Genomic DNA, 20,628 nt, shown 5'->3' with positions numbered 1-20,628 from the left:
CGAGACGTCCCTGATCTCCGACCCCGACGGCCGGGGCCCGGGGGTCGGGGCAGGGGTGTCAGGGGCGATCTCAGGGTTCGTCCAGGGTTGTCCCGACTGCCGCGGCGGCCTCCCGCCCGTCACCATGGACACATGACAGACGAGCAGCCCGCCGGGACGGGCCCGCAGGCCGCGCCGCGCGATCCCTTTGCCGCTTCGGCGCAGGGGCCGGGCGGGCCGTTGGACGTGCGGGCCTTCCGTCGCGACCGGCGGCACAAGAAGCTGGGCGGCGTGTGCGCGGGGCTCGGTCAGCACTGCGACATGGACCCGGTCATCTTCCGGATCGGGCTCGCGATCCTCTCCGTCACCAGCGGACTCGGACTGGTCTTTTACGGCTTCGCGTGGCTGTTCGTTCCCTACGAGGACGAGGAGGAGAACGAGGCACGCAGGCTCCTCTCCGGCCGGGTGGACGGCCAGGCGCTGACGGCCGTGCTCTTCGCGCTCGTCGGCTGCGGCGTCTTTCTTTCCTTGCTGAACAACGGCGGTGCGCTGACCTTCGCCGCGGTCCTCGCCCTGCTTCTCGCGGGCGCGGGGTACTGGTCGCAGCAGCGCAGCACGACCGACCCCGACCCGGTGGCGGCCCAGGCCGTGGCGGATGCCCCGCCCGAGGCGAAGGCACCGCCGGTGGCCGGTGCCCCTTCGTGGTGGCGGGACCCGATCATCAAGGACGGCACGCACGACGGGATCTCGGGCTATTTCTGGGGGCCCGAGGGAGTGGCCGTCGAATATCGGCCCGATCCCCCGCACGGGCGGATACCCCAGCGGGCACCCGAGCCCGCCCCGCGGCCCAAGCCGCGCGGTCCGCGCTGGATCGGCGGCTTCGTCTTCCTGGGAGCGCTGCTCGCCGGAGGTCTGGGCACCGGCCTCACGTGGGAGCAGCAGTCGCTGGGCACCAGCCTGCAGACCGGCCTCGCCCTCGCGCTCGCCGTGTTCGGCATCGGTATCGCTCTCAGCGCCTTCCTCGGGCGCACGGGAGTGGGCTCGATCGTGCTCGCGGTGATCACGGCCGGACTGCTCGCCGGCTCGGCCGCGCTGCCCAAGGACATCAGCACCAGCTGGGCGGAGACGGAGTGGCGGCCGGCCGCGGCGGACCAGGTCAAGCCCCGGTATGAACTGGGGACGGGCGTCGGCACCCTCGACCTGACCCGCGCCGCTCCCGGCAAGGGCCGGACGCTGAGCACCGGTGCCGAGGTGGGAGCGGGGCAGCTGAAGGTCATCGTGCCGAAGGCGGGCACGGTGAAGCTGGACATCGAAGTGGGCGTCGGCGACATCCAGTTGCCGGACGACCGCAAGGGTGACGTGGACATCGCTCCGGGCAAGGAGAAGTCGGTGACGCTGGACCCGCCCGCGGGCAGCAAGGACGGCGGCACGCTCGAGGTGCACGTCGAGGTCGGTATCGGACAGGTGGAGGTGACCCGTGCTACGTCATGAGTTCCATCCCGGCAAGCTGGTCCTGGGCCTGTTCCTGCTGATAGCGGCCGTCGCCTACGCGGGTGACGCGGGCGGCATCTGGGACACACCGTGGTTCGTGGCGTTCCCGCTGCTCCTTGCGGGTCTGCTGCTCGGAGGCGCGGCGGCAGCGGTGTCCTACGGCATACGCGGCCGTCCCGCCGCTCGCCCCGGCCGGCCCGCCGACCGCACGCCGGGCGGCCCGGCGGACGACTCCACGGACGCCTAGCCGACCTGGCCGGCCCGGCCCGCCTGGCTCACCCAGGCTCACCCGGACCGCGCCGGCTCACCCGGCCCGCGCCGCGCCGCCCTGGCACGACCGGACCCGGCCCTACCGGACACAGCCCTACCGGACCCGGTCCGCCCGGACCCCGCCCCGGCATGCTTCGGACGGCGCCCAGCGGCTCAGTCGAGGCCCGCGGTGTGCCTGCGTCGGTTGGCGATCATCGCGTCGGCCGAGAAGACGGCGGCTCCGGCGAGGATCAGCGGGAGCCAGGCCATCAGGTAGGCGAGGTCGTTGCCGTAGTAGTAGGGCTCGGTGGACCAGCTCACGGTCAGCCAGAGGCTGAGCGAGATGAGGGCACCGCCGAGCGCGGCGATCCGGGCGAACAGGCCGATGAGGGTGCCGATGCCGACGGCGAGTTCACCGAAGGCGATGGCGTAGCCGAAGCCGACGGGGTTCTTGAGGGAGAGGTCGACGAGGCCGGGGAAGGCGGAGATGTCGCGGACGCCTTCCATCATCTCGCCGATGGATCCCGCGCCACCGGCGGACATGAAGGCGCTGTCGGTGAGCTTGTCCAGGCCGGCGTAGATGAAGGTGACGCCGAGGAAGATCCGGAGCGGGAGCAGGGCGTACCGGGAGGCGCTCTCGCGCCAGCCGCTGCTTCTGACGTAGCTGGTGTGGCTGTCGGTGCGCATGCCGTGAGCCATAGCTCTCGCCGCCTCTCCCGTTGACCCGCTTCGCCCATGGACCCGTCATCTGACGATACGTACGAACAGGGGGGCCTGCTCAGTGGCTTGCACCGAATTCGCGAGGACCGGACCCACAGGGGGCCGGGGTGCTCAGTCCGTGACGTCGATCGTGCAGCGGTTCGTCTCCACGCCCGCGGCCGTGATCACCTGGACGTCGACGCGCCCGGGCTCCACGTCGACCGGGACGGGGACCGTCAGGGTCACGTCGGTCGGGTTGGTGAAACCGCCCGGCACGGGGACGAGCGGCACATGGACGTGCACGGTGCCGATGCGAACGGCCATACGGGCGAGCCGATCGGCGGTCTGGGCGCCCGGGGGCACGAATCCGGCGCCGCGGATCTCGATGTCGTCTCCCGTGCGGATGGGCCCGTCGAGGTCACCGGCCTCGCGGGCGCGCACCACGGAGAGGATCACGGGACGGCCGCCCTCGGTGTACTTGCCGGTGAGGTATGTCGCCGCCGACACCAGGACGAGGACGGCGAGCCCCCACGGCAGGTCGGGCAGCTGTTCGGGGCGGCGCGCGAGGCGCACGGCGGCGAAGACCATGGCGACGGCGCTGACCAGGACGTACTGCGCGTCAGTGAAGCTGCCGCGGCCCGCGTCGTCGGTGAGCAGATCGGCGGCGCGCGGGCGGTCTGCGGGCACCTTCTGCAGCCGCTGGCCGAGCACCCGCAAGCCCACCACGCGGCGTACGAGCACGGCGACCCCGCAGACCACGGCCAGGACGGTCACGGCACCGGCGGCGCGGGCGAGGTCGAGCCCGGCGATCAGTTCGTCCCGCTCGCGGTGCCCCGAGGCCCCGGCGAGCTGGCCCGCGAGGACGAGCACGGCGAAGACGACGAGCAGTACCCAACAGGCGGCCACCGCGCGGGAGGTGGAGAGGCGGTTGTCCTCGCCGAGCAGCGGGGCGATGATGCCGCCGCGCGCCCGGTGCGCGTATCCGGCGCCGGTCAGCAGCCCGCCGACGACCACGGCCGCGAGTACTCCGCCGGTCCGGGCGAGGGTCCACCCGGTGCCGATCGCGGTGAGCGCCTGGACCAGGAGCAGCAGGCCCACCGCGACCCAGACGACGCCGACGGTGCGCCGCCACAGCAGACCGAGCCAGGCCTCGCCCTCGGCCCGGCCGCGCTCGGCGACGTCGCGCGCCGACTGGGTCAGCTCGTCCGACACCCACTGCCGGGAAGCGCCCGCCGAGTGGGCGACCGCCGCGGGCAGCCCTTGTCCCGCCGCGAGCTCGTCGCGCTTGGCGAGAAACGCGGCCACGGCACGCCGATGCCCCTGCCGCGCACCGTGCGGGCAGTCGCCACATGTGCAGCCGCCCCCGTGTGCGCCCTGCCGCGCCTCCTGCACCGCCACCACCGCGTACGCCGCCTTCCCCGCCCCCTCAAGGGCACCGAAACGTGAACTTCCTTGCGATGAAAGGGGATTGTGCCGTACTGGAAGACGATCAGATGACCGGGGTCAGGTCAGCGAGGGTGAATTCCGCGTCCCCGTGTTGACGCCGGAGATCATCGGCTCATGCCAGGAGATCCGGTTCACTGCGGCTGATGTCCTGCCACAGGGACTGGTAGTTGATCCACGCGACGAGATCGCTGCCGAGTTGCTCGCGCGTGGCCACCGCCTGCTTGTGGCCGATGAGGATCGGGCGGCCCGCGGCCCGCGCGCTCAGCTGGACCTGGCAGGAGCGCTCCATCGTGAGGAACCACCAGGCCGCGGCGTCGACGGAGTCGCCGACGGTGAGCAGCCCGTGGTTGCGCAGAATGACGGCCTTGTGGCCGCCGAGCGCGGTGGCGATCCGCCGGCCCTCGTCGGAGTCCACGACGACGCCGGTGTAGCCGTCGTACAGCGCGTGGCTCTCGTAGAAGGCGCAGGACTCCTGGGTGATCGGGTCGAGGAGTTCGCCGAGTGTGGACAGGGCCCTGCCGTGCAGCGAGTGGCAGTGCGCGACGGCGACGACGTCGGGCCGCGCCAGGTGTGCCTGGGCGTGGACGGTGAAGGCGGCCTGGTTGACGTGGTGGCGCCCCTCGACGACCTGCCCCTGCGCGTTGGCGAGGACCAGATCGCCCACGGTGACGTGCTTGAAGGGCATCCCGAAGGGGTTCACCCAGAAGCAGTCCTCGTGCTCCGGGTCCCGCGCGGTGATGTGCCCGGACACCCCGTCCTCGTATCCGAGCCGCCCGAAGATCCGCAGCGCCCCCGCGAGCCGTTCCTTGCGGTAGCGCCGTTCGTCCGCCAACGAGTCGTGCACCGGCGGCATCGCGAACTGCAACCGCTCGACGGGTATCGGTGTGGGCGCCTGCATGTGTCCTCCATCCCTGGCTGTACGGAGCGGAAGTTACCGCCGGTCAGCGCAGGAAGACAGGGGTCCCCTGTGAAGAGAGTGCGCACGCGGAGCGCGACGCCGGACAGAAATCGGTGCGTCAATCCGGACCGAAGGTGTCGGGTATCGGCGCGACACTCACCGTATGACGACGAACTGGGCAGCCTTCGGCGCGGCGGAACCCGACTTCGCGCGGATCGCGCAGGAGCGGTTCGGCCTGTTCACGCATCACGTCCTGGCCACGCTGCGCAAGGACGGATCGCCGCGCACGACCGGGCTCGAGGTCCGCTTCCTGTACGGGGAGTTGTGGCTCGGCATGATGCCGGACTCGCTGAAGGCGCTCGATCTGCGCCGCGATCCGCGCTTCTCGATCCAGGCGAACCCGGGCCCGGGCACGGAGATGGCGGGCGGCGACATCCGGATCTCCGGTCGGGCGATCGAGGTCGAGGACCCCGAGGTCATCGCGCGGTACGCGGGCGACGTGAACCCGCCGGACCCGGACGCGTTCCACCTCTTCCGCACGGAGCTGACGGAGGTGGTGCGGACGTACGTCGAGGACGGGAAGTATCTGGCGGTGCAGCTGTGGAAGCCGGGTGCGCCGGCGCGGACGAACAGGCGGACCTGAAAAGAAAACGCCGGTGCCGCCACCCTGCATCGAGGGACGGCGGCACCGGCGTTCGAGTCCGGGCCCTCAGCGGGCCCCGGCGACTACTCCCACTCGATGGTGCCCGGCGGCTTGCTCGTCACGTCGAGGACGACGCGGTTCACGTCGGCGACCTCGTTCGTGATGCGCGTCGAGATCTTCGCGAGGACGTCGTACGGCATACGCGTCCAGTCGGCCGTCATGGCGTCCTCGGAGGAGACGGGCCGCAGCACGATCGGGTGGCCGTACGTCCGGCCGTCGCCCTGCACGCCCACGCTGCGCACGTCCGCGAGCAGCACGACGGGGCACTGCCAGATCTCCCGGTCGAGACCGGCCGCCGTCAGCTCCTCGCGGGCGATCGCGTCGGCCTCACGGAGCAGGTCGAGGCGCTCCTTGGTGACGTCGCCGACGATGCGGATGCCGAGGCCGGGGCCGGGGAAGGGCTGGCGCTGGACGATCTCGTCCGGCAGGCCGAGCTCCTGCCCGACCATGCGCACCTCGTCCTTGAAGAGCTGGCGCAGCGGCTCGATCAGCTGGAACTCGATGTCCTCGGGGAGGCCGCCCACGTTGTGGTGGGACTTGATGTTCGCGGTGCCGGTGCCGCCGCCGGACTCCACGACGTCGGGGTAGAGCGTGCCCTGGACCAGGAACTCGACGGGCTGGTCACCGGGCGCCTCGGCGACGATCTCCGCCTGGGCCTGCTCGAAGACGCGGATGAACTCGCGGCCGATGATCTTCCGCTTCTGCTCGGGGTCCGAGACACCGGCAAGCGCGGTCAGGAAGCGCTCCTGTGCGTCGACGACCTTGAGCTTCACGCCCGTGGCCGCGACGAAGTCCTTCTCGACCTGCTCGGTCTCGCCCTTGCGCATCAGACCGTGGTCGACATACACGCAGGTCAGCTGCGAACCGATGGCCTGCTGCACGAGGGCGGCGGCCACGGCGGAGTCGACGCCGCCGGACAGGCCGCAGATCGCGCGCTTGTTGCCGACCTGCTCGCGGATCGCGGCGAGCTGCTCCTCGACGATGTTGCCGGTGGTCCAGTCGGGCTTCAGGCCCGCGCCCCGGTAGAGGAAGTGCTCGAGCACCTGCTGGCCGTGCGTGGAGTGCATGACCTCGGGGTGGTACTGCACGCCGTACAGCTTCTTCTCGTCGTCCTCGAAGGCCGCGACCGGTACGACGTCCGTGGACGCGGTGACGGAGAAGCCCTCGGGCGCCGCGCTGCACGCGTCGCCGTGCGACATCCACACGGACTGCTCGTCCGGGGTGCCCTCGAAGAGGGTCGATCCGGACTTGGAGACGTGCAGAGGCGTGCGGCCGTACTCACGCGCGCCCGTGTTGTCGACGGTGCCGCCGAGGGTGGTGGCCATCAGCTGGAAGCCGTAGCACATGCCGAAGACGGGGACACCGGCCTCGAAGATCGCGCGGTCCAGGCGCGGGGCCTCGTCCGCGTACACCGACGAGGGGCCGCCGGAGAGGATGATCGCGGCGGGCTTCTTCGCGAGCATCTCGGCGACCGGCATGGTGCTCGGCACGATCTCGCTGTAGACCCGGGCCTCGCGGACGCGGCGGGCGATGAGCTGGGCGTACTGCGCTCCGAAGTCGACGACCAGAACGGTGTCGGGGGCGGCGGCAGCGGGGGACGCTGATGGCACGGCGGCGGCCTTCCGGCGTTGAGCTTGAGCCCCCGCGCGAGCTGCGGCTCGTGCGTGAGCAGTGGGGTCTGTTTTGTCGATTCTAACGGGCCCGCGGACACCCCCTTCGTCGCATCCGACGGAGCCCGCCCCCCGTCCATGGCGGCGCAGGGGCGTCTCAGTATCCGAGCCGTGCCCGAGCCGTGTTGACCGGGCACGCGCGTGTGGGGGCATACTGGCTGCGTGACCAAGCACCTCAGCTTCCTCTTTACCTATGGCAACCGGCCCGCCGGCTGCCATGGTCGAGCTGCTTGATCCACTGACAAGCGACTTCCCAGGCGCCCCGGGCCGACAAGGCCCGGGGCGTTCTGTCATTTCCGGTCCTTGTCACTCCGGGGCACTTCATCGACGAGGAGCCCCAGATGACCATCGCCACGACCGACAAGACCGGCGCCCGCACCCCCGAGGCCGCCGACGTGATCGAGGGCGCGCGCGACCGCATCGACGCACTCGACGACCGCATCATCGGTCTCGTACAGGAACGGATGGCCGTATCGGCCGTCATCCAGGAGGCCCGCATCGGATCGGGCGGCCGGCGCGTCAACCTCTCCCGCGAGATGGAGGTCCTCGGCCACTACAGGGACGCCCTCGGCAAGCCCGGTACGTCGCTCGCGATGACGCTCCTCGAACTGTGCAGGGGCCGGGTCTGAAACCTGCCGGGCCTGAAACCTGCCGGGCCTGAAACCCGCCGGTCGCGCCACGGGTCCACCGGATCTGAGTTCGGGTCCGCTCTCACCCGTACGGCGCGTGACCGGGCCCGGCGGGGCTTCGTTGGTCCCGATGTCCGTGCCAGCCAGGGGCGGGCACGGAAAAACCACGCGTGGCTCCGCTGGAGCGATGAGGCACACACCTCGTGTGTGCCGTGGGACCTCGCTCCAGAGACGTGACCGGACGGCAGGGGACAGCATGCCCGGTCACCCAGGGAACGGTCGGCTTCGGGGACGCCCGGAGCCGACCGGCCTCCGTCCCCCGAAGCGCCTCCCCAAGCGTCTTCCCGAGGCGTCCTCCCCCAAGCGCTCCCCAAGCGCCCCTCAAGCGCCCCCCACCGCTTGAAGGTCCCCGGTCCCTCACCTCTTGGGCTTGTCCGTCCCCTCGGAACGCCCCAGCTGTCCCTGTTCGTCAGGATCACGTCGAACTGGTTGCGCGGGTCACGGCGCATCCAGCACGATGCCTAGCAGGACAGGTCGCAAGCGCGGCAGTGCACAACTCAATTGCCATTGGTCGAGACCACTAGTGCGCCCCCCGTGCGCCGGGGCGGCCACCAGCGCCTCCCGACTCGCGGCGCACTCCCCCGGCGCCGCTCCGTGGCACCGACGCTGCCCTGACGTCGGTGCTGACAGCCAAAGGGCCCCGCGGATCCGTCCCGCGGGGCCCTTCGGTCTGCCGTGACCGTATGCCGTGACCCACCTGTCGCGACCAGCTGCCGTGACTACGTCGTTCCCGCCAGCGACTACTTCGTTCCCGCCAGCTTCTCCAGCTGCGCGTCGACGATCGCCTCGGCCACCTCCGGGTCGCCCGCGGCCCCGCCCTTGTCGCCCGCGTCACCCCCGACCGACTCCGGGTCGAAGATGTTCACGGCGCGGAAAGCGATCAGCGTCGAGCCGCTGCGTACGACCGAGACGCGGTGCCGTTCGAGGAACTCGTCGGCGCGGTTCGCGAGCTTGTACGAGACGGCCTCGTCGCCCCCGACGGGCGCGGGCTGCGGCCTGACACCGATGTAGCGGTGGCTGCCGTCCCGGAACGTGGCGCACTTCTTCGACTTCGTCGCCGCACGCAGCGTGTCCATGGTCTTCTCGGCGTCGGCCCGGTCGTATGCGAAAAGGACGACCTCGGTCGTCGTGCCGTCCTCGACATCGGTGCTGGTCAGCGTGCGGCTGACGTGAGCCGTCGACTTCTGCGGGGTGGTGGCGTCGAGCCAGTCGGACAGCGGGCGGCAATCCGCCGGGGTCACGCGTCCTTGCGCCGCGGCCTTCGCGGGCGCCTCCTCGACCTCGTACTTCTTGACGTCGCCCGAGGCCAGAGCCGCCTTCTGCAGCCTCGCCACGGTCGCAGACGCGTCGGAGGGCGCATCGGAAGACGCATCGGAAGACGCACCGGGAGCCTGCGCGGACTTCGACGGCTTCCCGCCTCCGTCGCCGGCGCCGTCGTCCTTACCGCCGCCGCTCCCGCTGCACCCCGCCGCAAGACCGAGCACCGCCACCACTGAAACAGCCACCACGCCACGCGACACAGCTGACTTCACGTCTCCGCTCCCCCACTTTCGCCTCGCATCATGCGGAGTCACCCGCACTCCTCCTACGACGGAAGATCGTTACCGGCGGTTCCACCAGGGACGCGCCACCACCCGTCCGGACTACCGCCGGACCCCGCGCTATCGCCACACCCCGCTACCGCCACACCCCCGCTACCGCCAGATCCAGAACCGGAACGGGCTCAGCAACACGATCGCCAGTGCCATGCCGCCCACCACGATCACCACGCTCCACACCCGGCGGCTGCGCTCCGAACGTTCGTTGCCCCGCGGCCCGGTCGGCGCGGCCCGCCACTCGTCGGGGCGCCACGCCCCGGCGGCACCCTCCCCCTGCGCCGCCTTGCGCTTCCTGCGCCTGCGGCCGAGCGCCCGCGACTCCGCGGCCTTCCGGACGGCCGCCTCCTCGTCGAGGCGCCGCAGCCGTTCGGCCACCATGCGCGCCCGTGCGGACGGCTCCTTCGGCGCCGAGGTGCGGATGTCGCGCAGGCTGTCGCGCTCGAACCGCTCCCACACGTCGTCCGGCAGCCGGTCAGGTATCTCGTCCGGTATTCGATCCGGTTTCTCGTCCGGCTCCGCCACGACGCCCCCTCCTGATGCCCTTGCTCCCGGCGGATCACCGTAGAGCGGGGGAATTTCTACGGCACCCGGCGATGACGGCACAAGCTGTGTGATCCAAGCCACATAAGAATTCTGTGAGGTAAAGGACAACCATTCACCGCCGACGCAGGTCATGCATGCGTAACAACGGCCACACCCGCGTCCCCACCGCGGAGGCCTCCACCTCCGTATCGCCCACCAGGCGGTACGCCGGACTGACTGAGGTCTTCATGAAGCTCCGCCGTGTCATGGCCGCCGCGGCCGCGACCGCCGCCATAGCCCCGCTCGCGCTGCTGTCGGCCCCTGCCGCCTTCGCGACCGACGAACCCACCACCGCGCCTCCGAGCTCGTCGGCCCCCGCGTCCGAGACGCCGCCGACCACGCCCGGTGAGACGCCGCCCACCACGCCGGGCGAGACGCCGCCGACCACGCCCGGTGAGACGCCGCCCACGAAGCCGGGCGAGACGCCGCCGACCACGCCTCCGGCGACGACCCCGCCGGCCGAGACCGAGGACCCGACCGACGAGCCCTCCGAGGAGCCCACGGAGTGCGCGGTCGACGAGGACGGCAACGACGTCGACTCGAAGCTGGAGCTCGGCATCTCGGGTCTGCCCGGCAAGATCGTCGCCGGTAGCGGCTGGCACCAGTTCAAGCTGACCGCCGCCAACCCGACCGACGAGGACCTCGGCGAGGTCCAGTGGCTCGCCGCCGTGGACAACTTCACGGACAGCGAGAAGGAGAAGGACTGGCTCGCCAACTACGCGCAGATCCAGTACTTCAACCCCGACACCAAGGCCTGGGAGTCCATCGCGGACGAGGTCTCGGGCGGCATCTACTTCGGCACCACCGAGCTGGGTGCCAAGGAGAAGGTCGACATCAAGCTGCGCGTCAACATCAGCGCGAAGGCTCCGGCCGGTGACGGCTACGCGCTCGGTCTGGGCGGCTACCTCGACTCCGAGCAGAACTGCGTGCACAACTCGTTCGCGTTCTACGAGTTCACCGTCCTGAAGGCCGGCAGCAACAACGAGAACCCGGGCGAGGCCGAGGAGAACGAGGGCGGCAAGAAGCCGTCCGGCGCCAAGTCCCCCCAGGGCGGCGCCAACAAGATCCCGACCACCGGCAGCCTCGCCGAGACCGGCTCCAGCTCCGCGCTGCCGACCATCGGCCTCGTCGGCGGTGTCGCCGTCATCGCCGGTGCGGGCGCGGTCTTCGTCGTCCGTCGCAAGAAGGCCGACGCCGGCGCGTAAGCACGTGCGTCAGCCCGCCGGTAACGGCACGCCGCCAAGCGGCACCTGAAGCACGCGAAAGGACCTGCGCTCGGAGGGGGGCGCAGGTCCTTTCGCGTATGTACGTGCCGTGAGGCGGCTGTACGTGCCGTGAGGCGGCCGGAGTTACTTCTTGGCCGGCACGGCGGGCATCCCCAGGAAGGGCAGCTTCAGCGCGCCGAACGCGTCCGCCGGTACCGCCGGGGTCTTCGGCTCGACGGCGGCGAGACGTACGTACTGCGTGCCCTGCGCGGGACGTGTGTCCTCGCCGCCCTTGTTGGGCCAGAACGACATCGCGCGCTCGGCCTGCGCGGTGATCGTCAGGGAGGGGTTCACGCCCAGGTTCGCGGAGACCGCGGCGCCGTCGACGACGGAGATGCCGGGGTGGCCGTAGAGGCGGTGGTAGGGGTCGATGACCCCGGCTTCGGCGGAGTCGCCGATCGGGCAGCCGCCGAGGAAGTGCGCGGTCAGCGGGGTGCCCATCAGCTCGCCAATGTTCGACCCCGCGAAGCCGTTGATCTCCTTGGCGAGCAGTGACGCGGCCTCGGTGGCCTCGGGGATCTGCGTCGGGTTGGGCGCGCCGTGGCCCTGCCGCGCGGTCAGCAGGCCCTTCCCGATGCCCTTCTCCTTGCGGTACGTGGTCAGGGAGTTGTCGAGCGTCTGCATGACCAGGCCGATGATGGTCCGCTCGGACCAGCGCCGGTTGGAGAGCGAGCGGACCGTCAGCCAGGGGTGCTTGGCGACATTGCCGAGCCATCCCGCGACGCGCGCCTTCCCACCTCCCTTGAGGCTGTACGGCACCTGGAGGATCGTCATGCCGCCCATGGCGTTGGACTTCTTGCCGTAGCGGACCGGCTCGATGTGCGTGGTCGCGTTCGGGTGGATCGACGAGGTGATCGCGACGCCCTTGGTGAAGTCCGCCTTCGCGACGCCGTGCTGTTTGCGGTAGCGGCGGTCGGTGGTCTGCGAGCCGACCAGGGCCTCGGAGTTGGTGCGGGTCAGCGCGCCGAGCCGCCCGGAGATCCGCGGGAGCAGGCCGGTGTCCTTCATGCGGTGCAGCAGGGTCTGCGTGCCGTAGGTGCCCGCGGCGACGACGACGTGGCGCGCCGTGAACGTACGCCCCTTGCCCTTGCGCTTGCTGTCGGTGGGCAGGGTGGCGACGGCGTACCCGCCCCGCGAGTCCTCGGTGAGGGTGACGACGGACGTCATCGGGTGGATGACGGCGCCCGCCTTCTCCGCCAGGTAGAGGTAGTTCTCGTTGAGGGTGTTCTTCGCGCCGTGCCGGCAGCCGGTCATGCACTCGCCGCACTCGCTGCACGCCCTGCGGGAGGGGCCCGCGCCTCCGAAGTAGGGGTCGGGAACTTCTTCGCCGGGCTTGGCCGTTGAAGATCCTGAGGCGTCCTGCTCGTCGCCGAAGAAGACGCCGACCGGCGCCATGTGGAAGCTGTCGCCCACTCCCATGGCCTGGGCGGTCGCCTTCAGGTGGACGTCGGACGGAGTCTCGGTCGGGTTGAGCCGCACCCCGAGCATGCGCTTGGCCTGCTCGTAGTAGGGGCCGAGCTCGTCCTGCCAGTCCGTGATGTCCTTCCACTGCGGGTCGTTGAAGAACGGCGCGGGGGGCACGTAGAGCGTGTTCGCGTAGTTGAGCGAACCTCCGCCGACGCCCGCCCCCGCGAGCACCATCACATTGCCGAGCAGGTGGATGCGCTGGATGCCGTAGAGGCCGAGAGCAGGTGCCCAGAGGTAGTTCTTGAGGTCCCAGGAGTTCTTCGGGAGCGACTCACGGGTGAAGCGGCGCCCCGCTTCGAGCACGCCGACGCGGTAGCCCTTCTCCGTCAGGCGCAGGGCGGAGACGGAGCCGCCGAAGCCCGAACCGACCACGATGACGTCGTAGTCGTACGACGCGTCGTCGTGACCGCGCGCCTCGCTGTCCGGCTGTTTCTGGACAGAGCTCTCCTGTGACATTGACTCTCCTCGTTGAGAACTGACCCCTAGAGAAAGGCTCTTGAGGCGCCGTGGCCTTGAGGCGCCGTGGCCCGGCGCCGCGCCTACCGGAGGCGCAGTGACTTCATGACCTTCAGGCTCAGGCTCATGAACGCCGCGTACTTCTCGTCGTCCATGCCGAAGGACGGCGCGAGCGGCATCAGACGCTGGTGCGCGACGGTCTGCGCCTCGGTGTACTTCAGGATGCCCTCGGAGCCGTGCCTGCGGCCCAGGCCCGAGTCCTTCATGCCGCCCATCGGCGACTGCACGCTGCCGTAGGCGGGCGCGAAGCCCTCGTTCACGTTGACCGTGCCGGTGCGCAGGCGGGCCGCGATCTTGCGGCCACGGCTGCCGTCCTTCGTCCAGACCGAGGAGTTCAGGCCGTACGACGTGGAGTTGGCGAGCTCGACGGCTTCGTTCTCGTCGGTGAAGCGGTAGATGGAGACGACCGGACCGAAGGTCTCCTCGCCGCACACCGCCATCGGGGACTCGACGCCGTCCAGGATCGTCGGCTCGAAGAAGTACGGGCCGATGTCGGGCCGGGCGACGCCGCCCGCGATCAGCTTGGCGCCCTTGGCGACCGCCTCGTCGACGTGCCGCTTGGTGGTCTCCAGCTGCCGCTCGCCGACCAGCGAACCCATCTCCGCGCCGTACGCGAGGGAACGGCCGAGGCGCATCGCCTTCGTGCGCGCCGCGAAGCGCTCCACGAACTCCTCGGCGATCGACTCGTGGACGTACAGCCGCTCGATGGATATGCACAGCTGGCCCGCGGACGAGAAGCAGGCCCGCACGGCGCCTGCCGCCGCCTTCTCGATGTCGGCGTCGTGCAGGACCAGCATGGCGTTCTTGCCGCCGAGTTCGAGCGAGACGCCGACGAGGCGGCCCGCGGCGCCCTGCGCGACCTCGCGGCCGACGCGCGTGGAGCCGGTGAAGGACACGTAGTCGGCGTGCTTGACGATCTCGGGGCCGATGACAGGACCCTCGCCCAGGACCACCTGGAAGACCTCGGCGGGCAGACCGGCCTCGATGATGAGGTCGCGGGCCCACAGGGCGGTCAGGCAGGTCTCCGTGTCGGGCTTCATCACCAGCGCGTTGCCCGCGACGAGGGCGGGCAGGGCGTCGCCGATGGAGAGCTCGAGGGGGTAGTTCCAGGGCGCGATCTGGCCGACCACACCGCGCGGCTGCCGGTTCTCGGTGACCTTCGTGAGGGTCGGTACGACGCCGGTGTGCCGCTTGGGGTTCAGATACGCGGGGGCCCTGCGGCCGTAGTGCCGGGCGGCGACGGCGACGGCCTGGAGCTCCTCGTGCGCGTGCAGCCTGGCCTTGCCGGTCTCCAGCTGGATGAGGTCGAGGACCTCGGCCTGGCGCTGGAGAACCAGGTCGTGGAAGCGGAGCAGGACCGCGGCGCGCTGCCGGACCGGGGTGCGCTCCCAGGCGACCTGGGCGACCCGGGCGCGCTCGAAGGCGGTGGCCACGTCCTCGGGGGTGGACTCGGGCAGGTCGGCCAGCTTCTCGCCGGTGAACGGCGTGTGGTTGGCGGTCCGTCCCGAGCCGACCACGTCCCTGGTGAGCTGCGCGATCAGCTCGGGAGTCACCACGTCGGCGGCGGTGCGCGCGCCTTCGGGAGCGGTGGCTGCCGGGTTCGTTCCGATGGCCGCTGCGGTGGCCTGCGAGTCCGTCATGGTGGTGAGCGTAGGCCCAGGTCAGAGTTTTGGGTACCCGTCGGTAATCAGCTTTCACCGGGCGCACACACCTTGCCAGCGATTGCTGGCGGCAAAGGGCCTGATCAGGGGCTTAGTGGGCTCGCAGGGCTACGCGACTCCGGGCGGGTCAGAGTTTTTCGATCTCCAGGTTGTCGATGGCGGTCTGCGCGACCTCGCGGCCGCGGTCGGTGAAGTCGCCCTTGCCCGGGTAGTCGATCCAGAGCCGGTACATGTTCCCGGACTCGGTCCGGTAGTAGAAGATCTTCGCCTCGTGCGGCTGCTCGGTCTCCGAGTCGGTGTACTTGACCGTGTTCTCGGCGGCGTCCTTCTCCTTGTACGTGGCGTCCTTCGTCGTTCCCTGCGGAACGGGGTCGCCGGACATGTGGCTGAACGAGGACTCGCCGCTCGCCTTGAAGTCCTCCATGTCGGCGTACGCCTGGGACGCCGCGGACCCGAGGACCTCCGCGGAGGTGTCCTTCTTCTCGGCGAGGTCGAGCGTGATGAAGATGGCGCCGCTGGGGTCGGTGTACCGCACCCAGGTCTTGTCCGTTTCGGTGGGCTCGGGCTTGCTCTCCACATAGTGCTCGGGCGCGGAGACGGTAGCGGCGACCGCCTTCGACTCGTGGTCCTTCCACCCCTCCGCGTCCGAACCCGCGAAGGGGTTCAGGGCGACCAGCACGCCCGCCGCCACGGCCGCGACGACCACACCGGCTACGACGGCCAGCGCCTTGCGGCTGAGGAAGATGCCCTTGGCGCCGCCGCGTCCGTCTCCGGCGGCCGTGACGACCTGCGTGGGCGCAGGCTGCGGGGGCCGGGACGCTTCCTCCAGGAGGGCGCGGACCTGCGCGGCGCGCGGGCGCTGGCCCGGCTCCTTGACCAGCAGTCCGTTGATCGCCTGCGCGAGCGGACCCGAGGCCGATGCGGGTGCCGCGGGCGTCGCGTTCAGGACGGACTGCAGCGTCGCGGGGGTGTTGTTGCGCCGGAACGGCGAGACGCCCTCCGTAGCGGCGTAGAGGACCACGCCGAGGGACCAGAGGTCCGACGCCGGGCCGGGGCGCTGGCCGAGGACCCGCTCCGGGGCGATGAACTCGGGCGAACCGACGAAGCCTCCGGTGTCCGTCAGGTTCGTCTCGCCCTCGATCTGGGCGATGCCGAAGTCGGTGAGGACGACCCGGTCGTGCCGGCCCAGCATCACGTTGTCCGGCTTGACGTCGCGGTGCAGGATGCCCGCCTGGTGAGCGGCGTCGAGCGCGCCGAGCACCTCGAGGCCGATGCGGGCGGCGTCCCGGGCGCCCAGGGTGCCCTCCTGGAGCGCGGCGCCCAGCGAGCGGCCCTGCACCAGCTCCATGACGATCCACGGCTGGCCGTCCTCCACCGCGACGTCGTGGACGTTGACCACGGCCGGGTGGTCGAGGCGGGCCGCGGCGCGCGCCTCGCGGCGCATCCGCTCGAAGGCGTTGGCGCGCTCGCGCTCGGGCAGGTGGTCGGGGATCCGGGGTTCCTTGACGGCGACCTCGCGGTCCACCGTCTCGTCCTTCGCGCGCCAGACCGTGCCCATGCCGCCGTGGCCGAGCTTGGAGAGGAGGCGGTAGCGGCCCGCGATCAGGCGGCCCGCGCCGGGGTCCGCCTCGGGCTGCTGGTTCGGGTGGTTCTGGTGGTTTTGGTGGCTCGGCTGGTTCTGCTGGTTCGGCACCGCCTGGGTGGGCTGGGCGTACGGCGACGGGGGCGGGGTCGGCGCGGCAGGGTGCTGGGGCTGCTGCTGGTGCGGCGGCTGCTGCGACTGCGGTTGCTGCGGTTGCTGCGGCTGTGGCGGCTGCAGGCCGAAACTGGTTGGTTCGTACGGGCCGTAGGAGGCTCCCCCGTCATTGCTCATGGCCACATCACTACCTTGCCGAAGGCATCCGGTTCCACTGGGGTCACCGACTTGTGACAGGGGCGATGCGCGGGGCGGGGCCTCAGCGGCGTACGACCAGGCCTCACGGTGTACGACCAGGCCTCAGCCGCGTACGAAGGAGTCCACCGCCGTGTCGAAGTAGCGCCTGCCCTCCTTGGCCCTGCCGACCGGCGCCGAGACCCAGACGTCGTACATCCGGCCGCCCTCCTGCCAGCACAGGTCGTACGTGTGCCGGTCGCCCTCCGCCGCCGTGAAGCCGTCCCAGGTGAACTGCCAGAGCGCGGCGGGCCGTCCGTTCTGCGAGGTCTCGGTGACCTCGCCGTCCCGGTAGCCGGGGTTGTTCTCGGGCCCCTCGGCGTCGGAGCGGCGCTGCACGGCGAGCGGCCCGCCCGGCTGCGGGGCCGACACCTTGATGCCTATGCGAAACGTTCCGCCCCGCGACTTGTAGAAGACGCGGGGCCCGTCCACCTCGCGCGTGAAGCCGTCCGGCACGGCGAGCGTGAAGCCCTTGGGGTCCTTCGTGACGCGGTAGCCCTCGGGGGCTTCGGGCGTCGAGGGCTCGGGCGTGTCGGAACTGCGCGTCACCGTCACCGTCGGCGTCGGCGAAGGCGACGGGGTCACCGTCCGCGTCGGCGCGCTCTGGCCCGTCGAGGCCGGCGTCGAGGGCGTACGGCCGTTCCCGTCGCCGTCCCTGCCCAGCAGGAGCGCGGCGGACACCGCGGCCCCGGCGACGGCGGCCACGAGGGCGGCGGCGATCAGCATGGCGCGACGGCGGCGGCGTGAGGGTCCCTCCGGGTGCGCGGGCGGACCGGTGGGCAGGTCACGGTAGGTGGGCGTGTAGCCCCCCGGTCTTCCGCCCGTCCTCCCGCCCGTTCTCCCGCCCGGCCTTCCGCCCGGCAGCGCCGACGGCTGCCCGCCCGCCCGGCCCGCGGGCGTCGACGGCATCCGCCCCGTCTCCACGTACGTCCGCAGGAGCCGCTCCGCCTCCGCCACGCCAAGGCGCCGTTCGGGGTCGCGTTCGAGGAGGCCGAGGACGACGGGCAGCAGCGGCGCGGCCGCGGGCGGCGGACGGATCTCGTCGAAGACGACGGCGTGCAGGACCCCGCTGATCGTTTCCCGGCGGAAGGGCGACTCGCCGGTCAGCGCGGCGACGAGGAGCGCGCCGAGCGACCAGAGGTCGGACTCGGGCCCGGTCCGCTCGCCCGACATCCGCTCGGGCGCGGTGTACTCCGGAGAGCCCACGAAGGACCCGATCTCCGTGAGCGTCGTCGCGCCGCTGACCTGCGCGATCCCGAAGTCGGTGAGGACGACACGCCCGGTCGCCTCCTCCATGAGGACGTTCGCGGGCTTGATGTCGCGGTGCAGGACCCCGGCGGCGTGCGCGACACGCAGCGCGCCGAGCAGATCGATGCCCATCCGGGCCACCGTCCGCGCCGGCATCGGACCCGACCGCGCTATGCGCCCGGCGAGCGAACCGCCCTCGATCAACTCCATGACGATGTACGGGTGGTCGCTCTGCACGACGACGTCGTGGACGACGATGATGTGCGGATGCCGCAGCTGCGCCGCCGCCCGTGCCTCGCGCAGGGTGCGTTCGACCTGCTGCATCGCGTCGGACTCGGAGAGCGTGTCGTCGAGGGCGAGTTCCTTGACGGCGACCCGGCGGCCGAGGAACTGATCCGTGGCCTGCCAGACCACGCCCATGCCACCCCTGCCGAGCCGCGCATCCAGGCGGTAACGGCCGGCTATGACCCGGGGGTTGTCCCCCACGCTCCCCATGCGGCCATCATGCCCCACCCGTGTGCGGTCGGACCCTGTCGGCCTGCGCGGCGGACTGGTTCCGGCCGCTCGTCCCGGGCATCCCGGCTGCGGACGCCCGCGTTCAGCCCTCTCGCCAGCCCCGGAGTACCGCGTCGAACTGAGTGCGCGTCTTGTTCCAGTCGCCTGCGGGGGACGACATGTAAACCACGTATTCGACGCCGTCACGGCTGATATAGCTCTGTGAGATGGCGCGTCGCGGGCCCGCGGTCGTGTCGTTCGCACCCGCCTTCCAGCTGAACTCCCAGAGCGCGCCCTGCCGGTCGCGGAAGGTGTTCTGGTCCAGCTGCAGCCGCTTGTAGTCGGGCAGCTTGGGCCGCAGGTTCTTTTCGAGTTCCAGCTGGTGCGTGTACGGGCTCTCGAACGTCGTGTGGCGGTCGATGCTGATGCGTACGAAGTGCCGCCCGTGGTCCGGGGTGTAGTCGATCTGGCTGCCGTCGACCTCGCGCTCCCAGCCCTTGGGGAGCATGAGGCTGAAGCCCTCGGCGTCGTGCACCCGCTCCCAGTTGGCGGGGATGCCGCCGACGGACTTGCCCGGCTTTCCGTCGCCGACCTGCGACGTACCGCCGTCGTTGCCGTCCTGGAAGTACAGATAGCCGCCGAGGCCACCGCCGCCGAGCAGCACGACCGCGGCGACGACCGCGACGACCGCGGGCCACTTGCGGCGCTTCGCGGGGCGGGAGGGGTCGTACGAGGACTGGTGGCCGCCTTGGACGACGGTGCCGGAGTGGTGGGGGGCGTAGGTGGGGCCGGAGTTGGGGCCGGTGCCGGTGCCGACCCTGGTGCTGTCTCCGCTGCCGTATTCGCCGCCGTAGCCGCTTCCGTTGGCGTTGGCGTAGCCGTTGCCGTTGCCGTTTCCGGGGGCGACCGTGCCGGACTGCGGTGTGTGCTGGCGCGGGTCCTGCGGATGCGGCTGCGCCTGCTGTTGCGGCTGCGCATGTGCCTGCGCCTGCTGGGACGTGGCGTGGACCTGCGTCGCCACGTACGCGGGCCCGGCGCTCGGCCTGCGCCCCTCCGCCGCCTCGGCGAGCATCAGCTCGGCCACTTCCGCGGTCGGCCGGGAGTCCGGTTCCTTGCGCAGGAGCGCGCCGATGACGGTGCCGAGCGCACCCGCGTACTCCGGCGGCGCGGGCTCCTCCGTGACCACGGCCTGCATCGTGCCCAGCGGAGAGGTGCGCCGGAACGGGGAGTTGCCCTCGACCGCCGTGTACAGGGTGGCGCCGAGCGCCCACAGGTCCGACGCGGGGCCGGGGTTGGCGCCGCTGACCCGCTCGGGCGCCAGATAGTCCACGGACCCGACGACCTCGCCGGTCCGCGTGATCGTCGAGTCCCCCTCGATCGCGGCGATCCCGAAGTCGGTGAGCAGGATGCGGCCGTCGTTCGCCAGAAGTACGTTGCCGGGCTTGACGTCGCGGTGCAGGACCCCGGCGGCGTGCGCGGCGCGCAGGGCCTTGAGGGTCCACAGGCCGATGCGGGCGGCCTCCACGGGTTCGATGCGGCCCTTGTCCTTGACGGCGTCGGCGAGCGAACAGCCCTCGACGAGCTCCATCACGATCCAGGGCCTGGCGTCGTACTCCAGGACGTCGTGGACGGTGACGACCGCGGGGTGGTTGATCCGGGCCGCGGCCCGCGCCTCGGCGTGCGTACGCGCGAACAGGACGGCGCGGTCGGCCTCCGCCACGAACTGGGCAGCCGTCAGCTCCTTGACGGCGACGGTCCGGTGCAGCACCTCGTCATGTGCTCGCCATACCCGGCCCATGCCACCGCGGCCTATGGACTCTCCGAGCCGGTAGCGGCCCGCGAGGAGCAGGCCCTGCATCTGATTCACGATCCCCCGCATTGGTTCCTGACATGCCCCAGATTAGGGAGCGGGTGGCGTGCGCGGAACCTCCGGGGGGTGCACGGAGACCTCACTGTGACGCGTGAGGCAGCATTTCGGCGCCTTTCGGGACGTCAACTGCCGCCGGGTACAGGGCTGATGCAGCATTGGTGAAGGTCTGTGA

General features: G+C 71.1%; 16 protein-coding genes. 5 read left to right on the top strand and 11 right to left on the bottom strand.

Going from position 1 to position 20,628, the window contains the following annotated elements:
• The first annotated feature begins 132 nt into the window (after positions 1-132).
• Positions 133-1,470: a PspC domain-containing protein gene (locus tag ABZ906_RS34445; protein ID WP_361389660.1), complete on the top strand. Its 1,338-nt coding sequence runs from the start codon at positions 133-135 to the stop codon at positions 1,468-1,470.
• On the top strand, positions 1,457-1,717 hold the full coding sequence (locus ABZ906_RS34440; RefSeq protein ID WP_361389658.1) for a hypothetical protein: 261 nt from the start codon (positions 1,457-1,459) through the stop codon (positions 1,715-1,717). The genes ABZ906_RS34445 and ABZ906_RS34440 overlap by 14 nt, the downstream gene beginning before the upstream one ends.
• 176 nt (positions 1,718-1,893) lie before the next feature.
• On the opposite strand, the gene ABZ906_RS34435 is transcribed toward ABZ906_RS34440, so the two are convergent.
• From ABZ906_RS34435 to ABZ906_RS34425, 3 genes are all read right to left on the bottom strand, one after another.
• Entirely contained in the window at positions 1,894-2,418 is a 525-nt protein-coding gene (locus ABZ906_RS34435) for a DoxX family protein (protein ID WP_361182248.1), read from the bottom strand.
• 132 nt (positions 2,419-2,550) lie between these two features.
• Positions 2,551-3,816, bottom strand: coding sequence for a hypothetical protein (locus tag ABZ906_RS34430; RefSeq protein ID WP_361389831.1), 1,266 nt, complete (start codon positions 3,814-3,816; stop codon positions 2,551-2,553).
• A 160-nt stretch (positions 3,817-3,976) separates the two neighbouring features.
• On the bottom strand, positions 3,977-4,762 hold the full coding sequence (locus ABZ906_RS34425; RefSeq protein WP_361182250.1) for a class II aldolase/adducin family protein: 786 nt from the start codon (positions 4,760-4,762) through the stop codon (positions 3,977-3,979).
• Between the two features lie 163 nt (positions 4,763-4,925).
• On the opposite strand from ABZ906_RS34425, the gene ABZ906_RS34420 reads away from it, so the two are divergent.
• On the top strand, positions 4,926-5,405 hold the full coding sequence (locus tag ABZ906_RS34420) for a pyridoxamine 5'-phosphate oxidase family protein (RefSeq protein WP_361389656.1): 480 nt from the start codon (positions 4,926-4,928) through the stop codon (positions 5,403-5,405).
• A gap of 83 nt (positions 5,406-5,488) precedes the next feature.
• Here the strand turns inward: ABZ906_RS34420 and guaA are convergent, their stop codons facing one another.
• Positions 5,489-7,075: a glutamine-hydrolyzing GMP synthase gene (gene guaA, locus ABZ906_RS34415; protein ID WP_361389654.1), complete on the bottom strand. Its 1,587-nt coding sequence runs from the start codon at positions 7,073-7,075 to the stop codon at positions 5,489-5,491.
• Positions 7,076-7,476: 401 nt separating this feature from the next.
• Between guaA and ABZ906_RS34410 the strand changes: the two genes are divergently transcribed.
• Entirely contained in the window at positions 7,477-7,764 is a 288-nt protein-coding gene (locus ABZ906_RS34410) for a chorismate mutase (RefSeq protein ID WP_361389652.1), read from the top strand.
• Between the two features lie 800 nt (positions 7,765-8,564).
• Here the strand turns inward: ABZ906_RS34410 and ABZ906_RS34405 are convergent.
• Positions 8,565-9,158, bottom strand: a complete 594-nt coding sequence (locus ABZ906_RS34405; RefSeq protein ID WP_361389650.1) for a hypothetical protein — start codon at positions 9,156-9,158, stop codon at positions 8,565-8,567.
• Between the two features lie 360 nt (positions 9,159-9,518).
• A complete protein-coding gene (locus ABZ906_RS34400; protein ID WP_361389648.1) occupies positions 9,519-9,944 on the bottom strand; it encodes a hypothetical protein in 426 nt (141 codons plus the stop codon).
• Positions 9,945-10,099: 155 nt separating this feature from the next.
• On the opposite strand from ABZ906_RS34400, the gene ABZ906_RS34395 reads away from it, so the two are divergent.
• A complete protein-coding gene (locus ABZ906_RS34395; protein ID WP_361182262.1) occupies positions 10,100-11,209 on the top strand; it encodes an LPXTG cell wall anchor domain-containing protein in 1,110 nt (369 codons plus the stop codon).
• 144 nt (positions 11,210-11,353) lie between these two features.
• On the opposite strand, the gene ABZ906_RS34390 is transcribed toward ABZ906_RS34395, so the two are convergent.
• From ABZ906_RS34390 to ABZ906_RS34370, 5 genes are all read right to left on the bottom strand, one after another.
• On the bottom strand, positions 11,354-13,192 hold the full coding sequence (locus tag ABZ906_RS34390) for a GMC family oxidoreductase (protein ID WP_361389646.1): 1,839 nt from the start codon (positions 13,190-13,192) through the stop codon (positions 11,354-11,356).
• A gap of 83 nt (positions 13,193-13,275) precedes the next feature.
• The gene (locus ABZ906_RS34385; protein ID WP_361389644.1) at positions 13,276-14,892 is read right to left on the bottom strand and encodes a succinic semialdehyde dehydrogenase; all 1,617 of its coding nucleotides are present in this window, start codon (positions 14,890-14,892) and stop codon (positions 13,276-13,278) included.
• A gap of 148 nt (positions 14,893-15,040) precedes the next feature.
• The gene (locus tag ABZ906_RS34380; RefSeq protein ID WP_361389642.1) at positions 15,041-16,786 is read right to left on the bottom strand and encodes a serine/threonine-protein kinase; all 1,746 of its coding nucleotides are present in this window, start codon (positions 16,784-16,786) and stop codon (positions 15,041-15,043) included.
• Between the two features lie 123 nt (positions 16,787-16,909).
• Complete coding sequence (locus ABZ906_RS34375) at positions 16,910-18,586, bottom strand: protein kinase (protein WP_361182269.1); 1,677 nt, start codon at positions 18,584-18,586, stop codon at positions 16,910-16,912.
• A 103-nt stretch (positions 18,587-18,689) separates the two neighbouring features.
• The gene (locus ABZ906_RS34370; protein WP_361389829.1) at positions 18,690-20,444 is read right to left on the bottom strand and encodes a serine/threonine-protein kinase; all 1,755 of its coding nucleotides are present in this window, start codon (positions 20,442-20,444) and stop codon (positions 18,690-18,692) included.
• Positions 20,445-20,628: the final 184 nt, after the last annotated feature.

Origin of the sequence: Streptomyces sp. NPDC046925 (genome assembly GCF_040644915.1) — a bacterium.
Taxonomy (GTDB): domain Bacteria; phylum Actinomycetota; class Actinomycetes; order Streptomycetales; family Streptomycetaceae; genus Streptomyces.
This window is presented reverse-complemented; position numbering and strand designations above follow the sequence as displayed.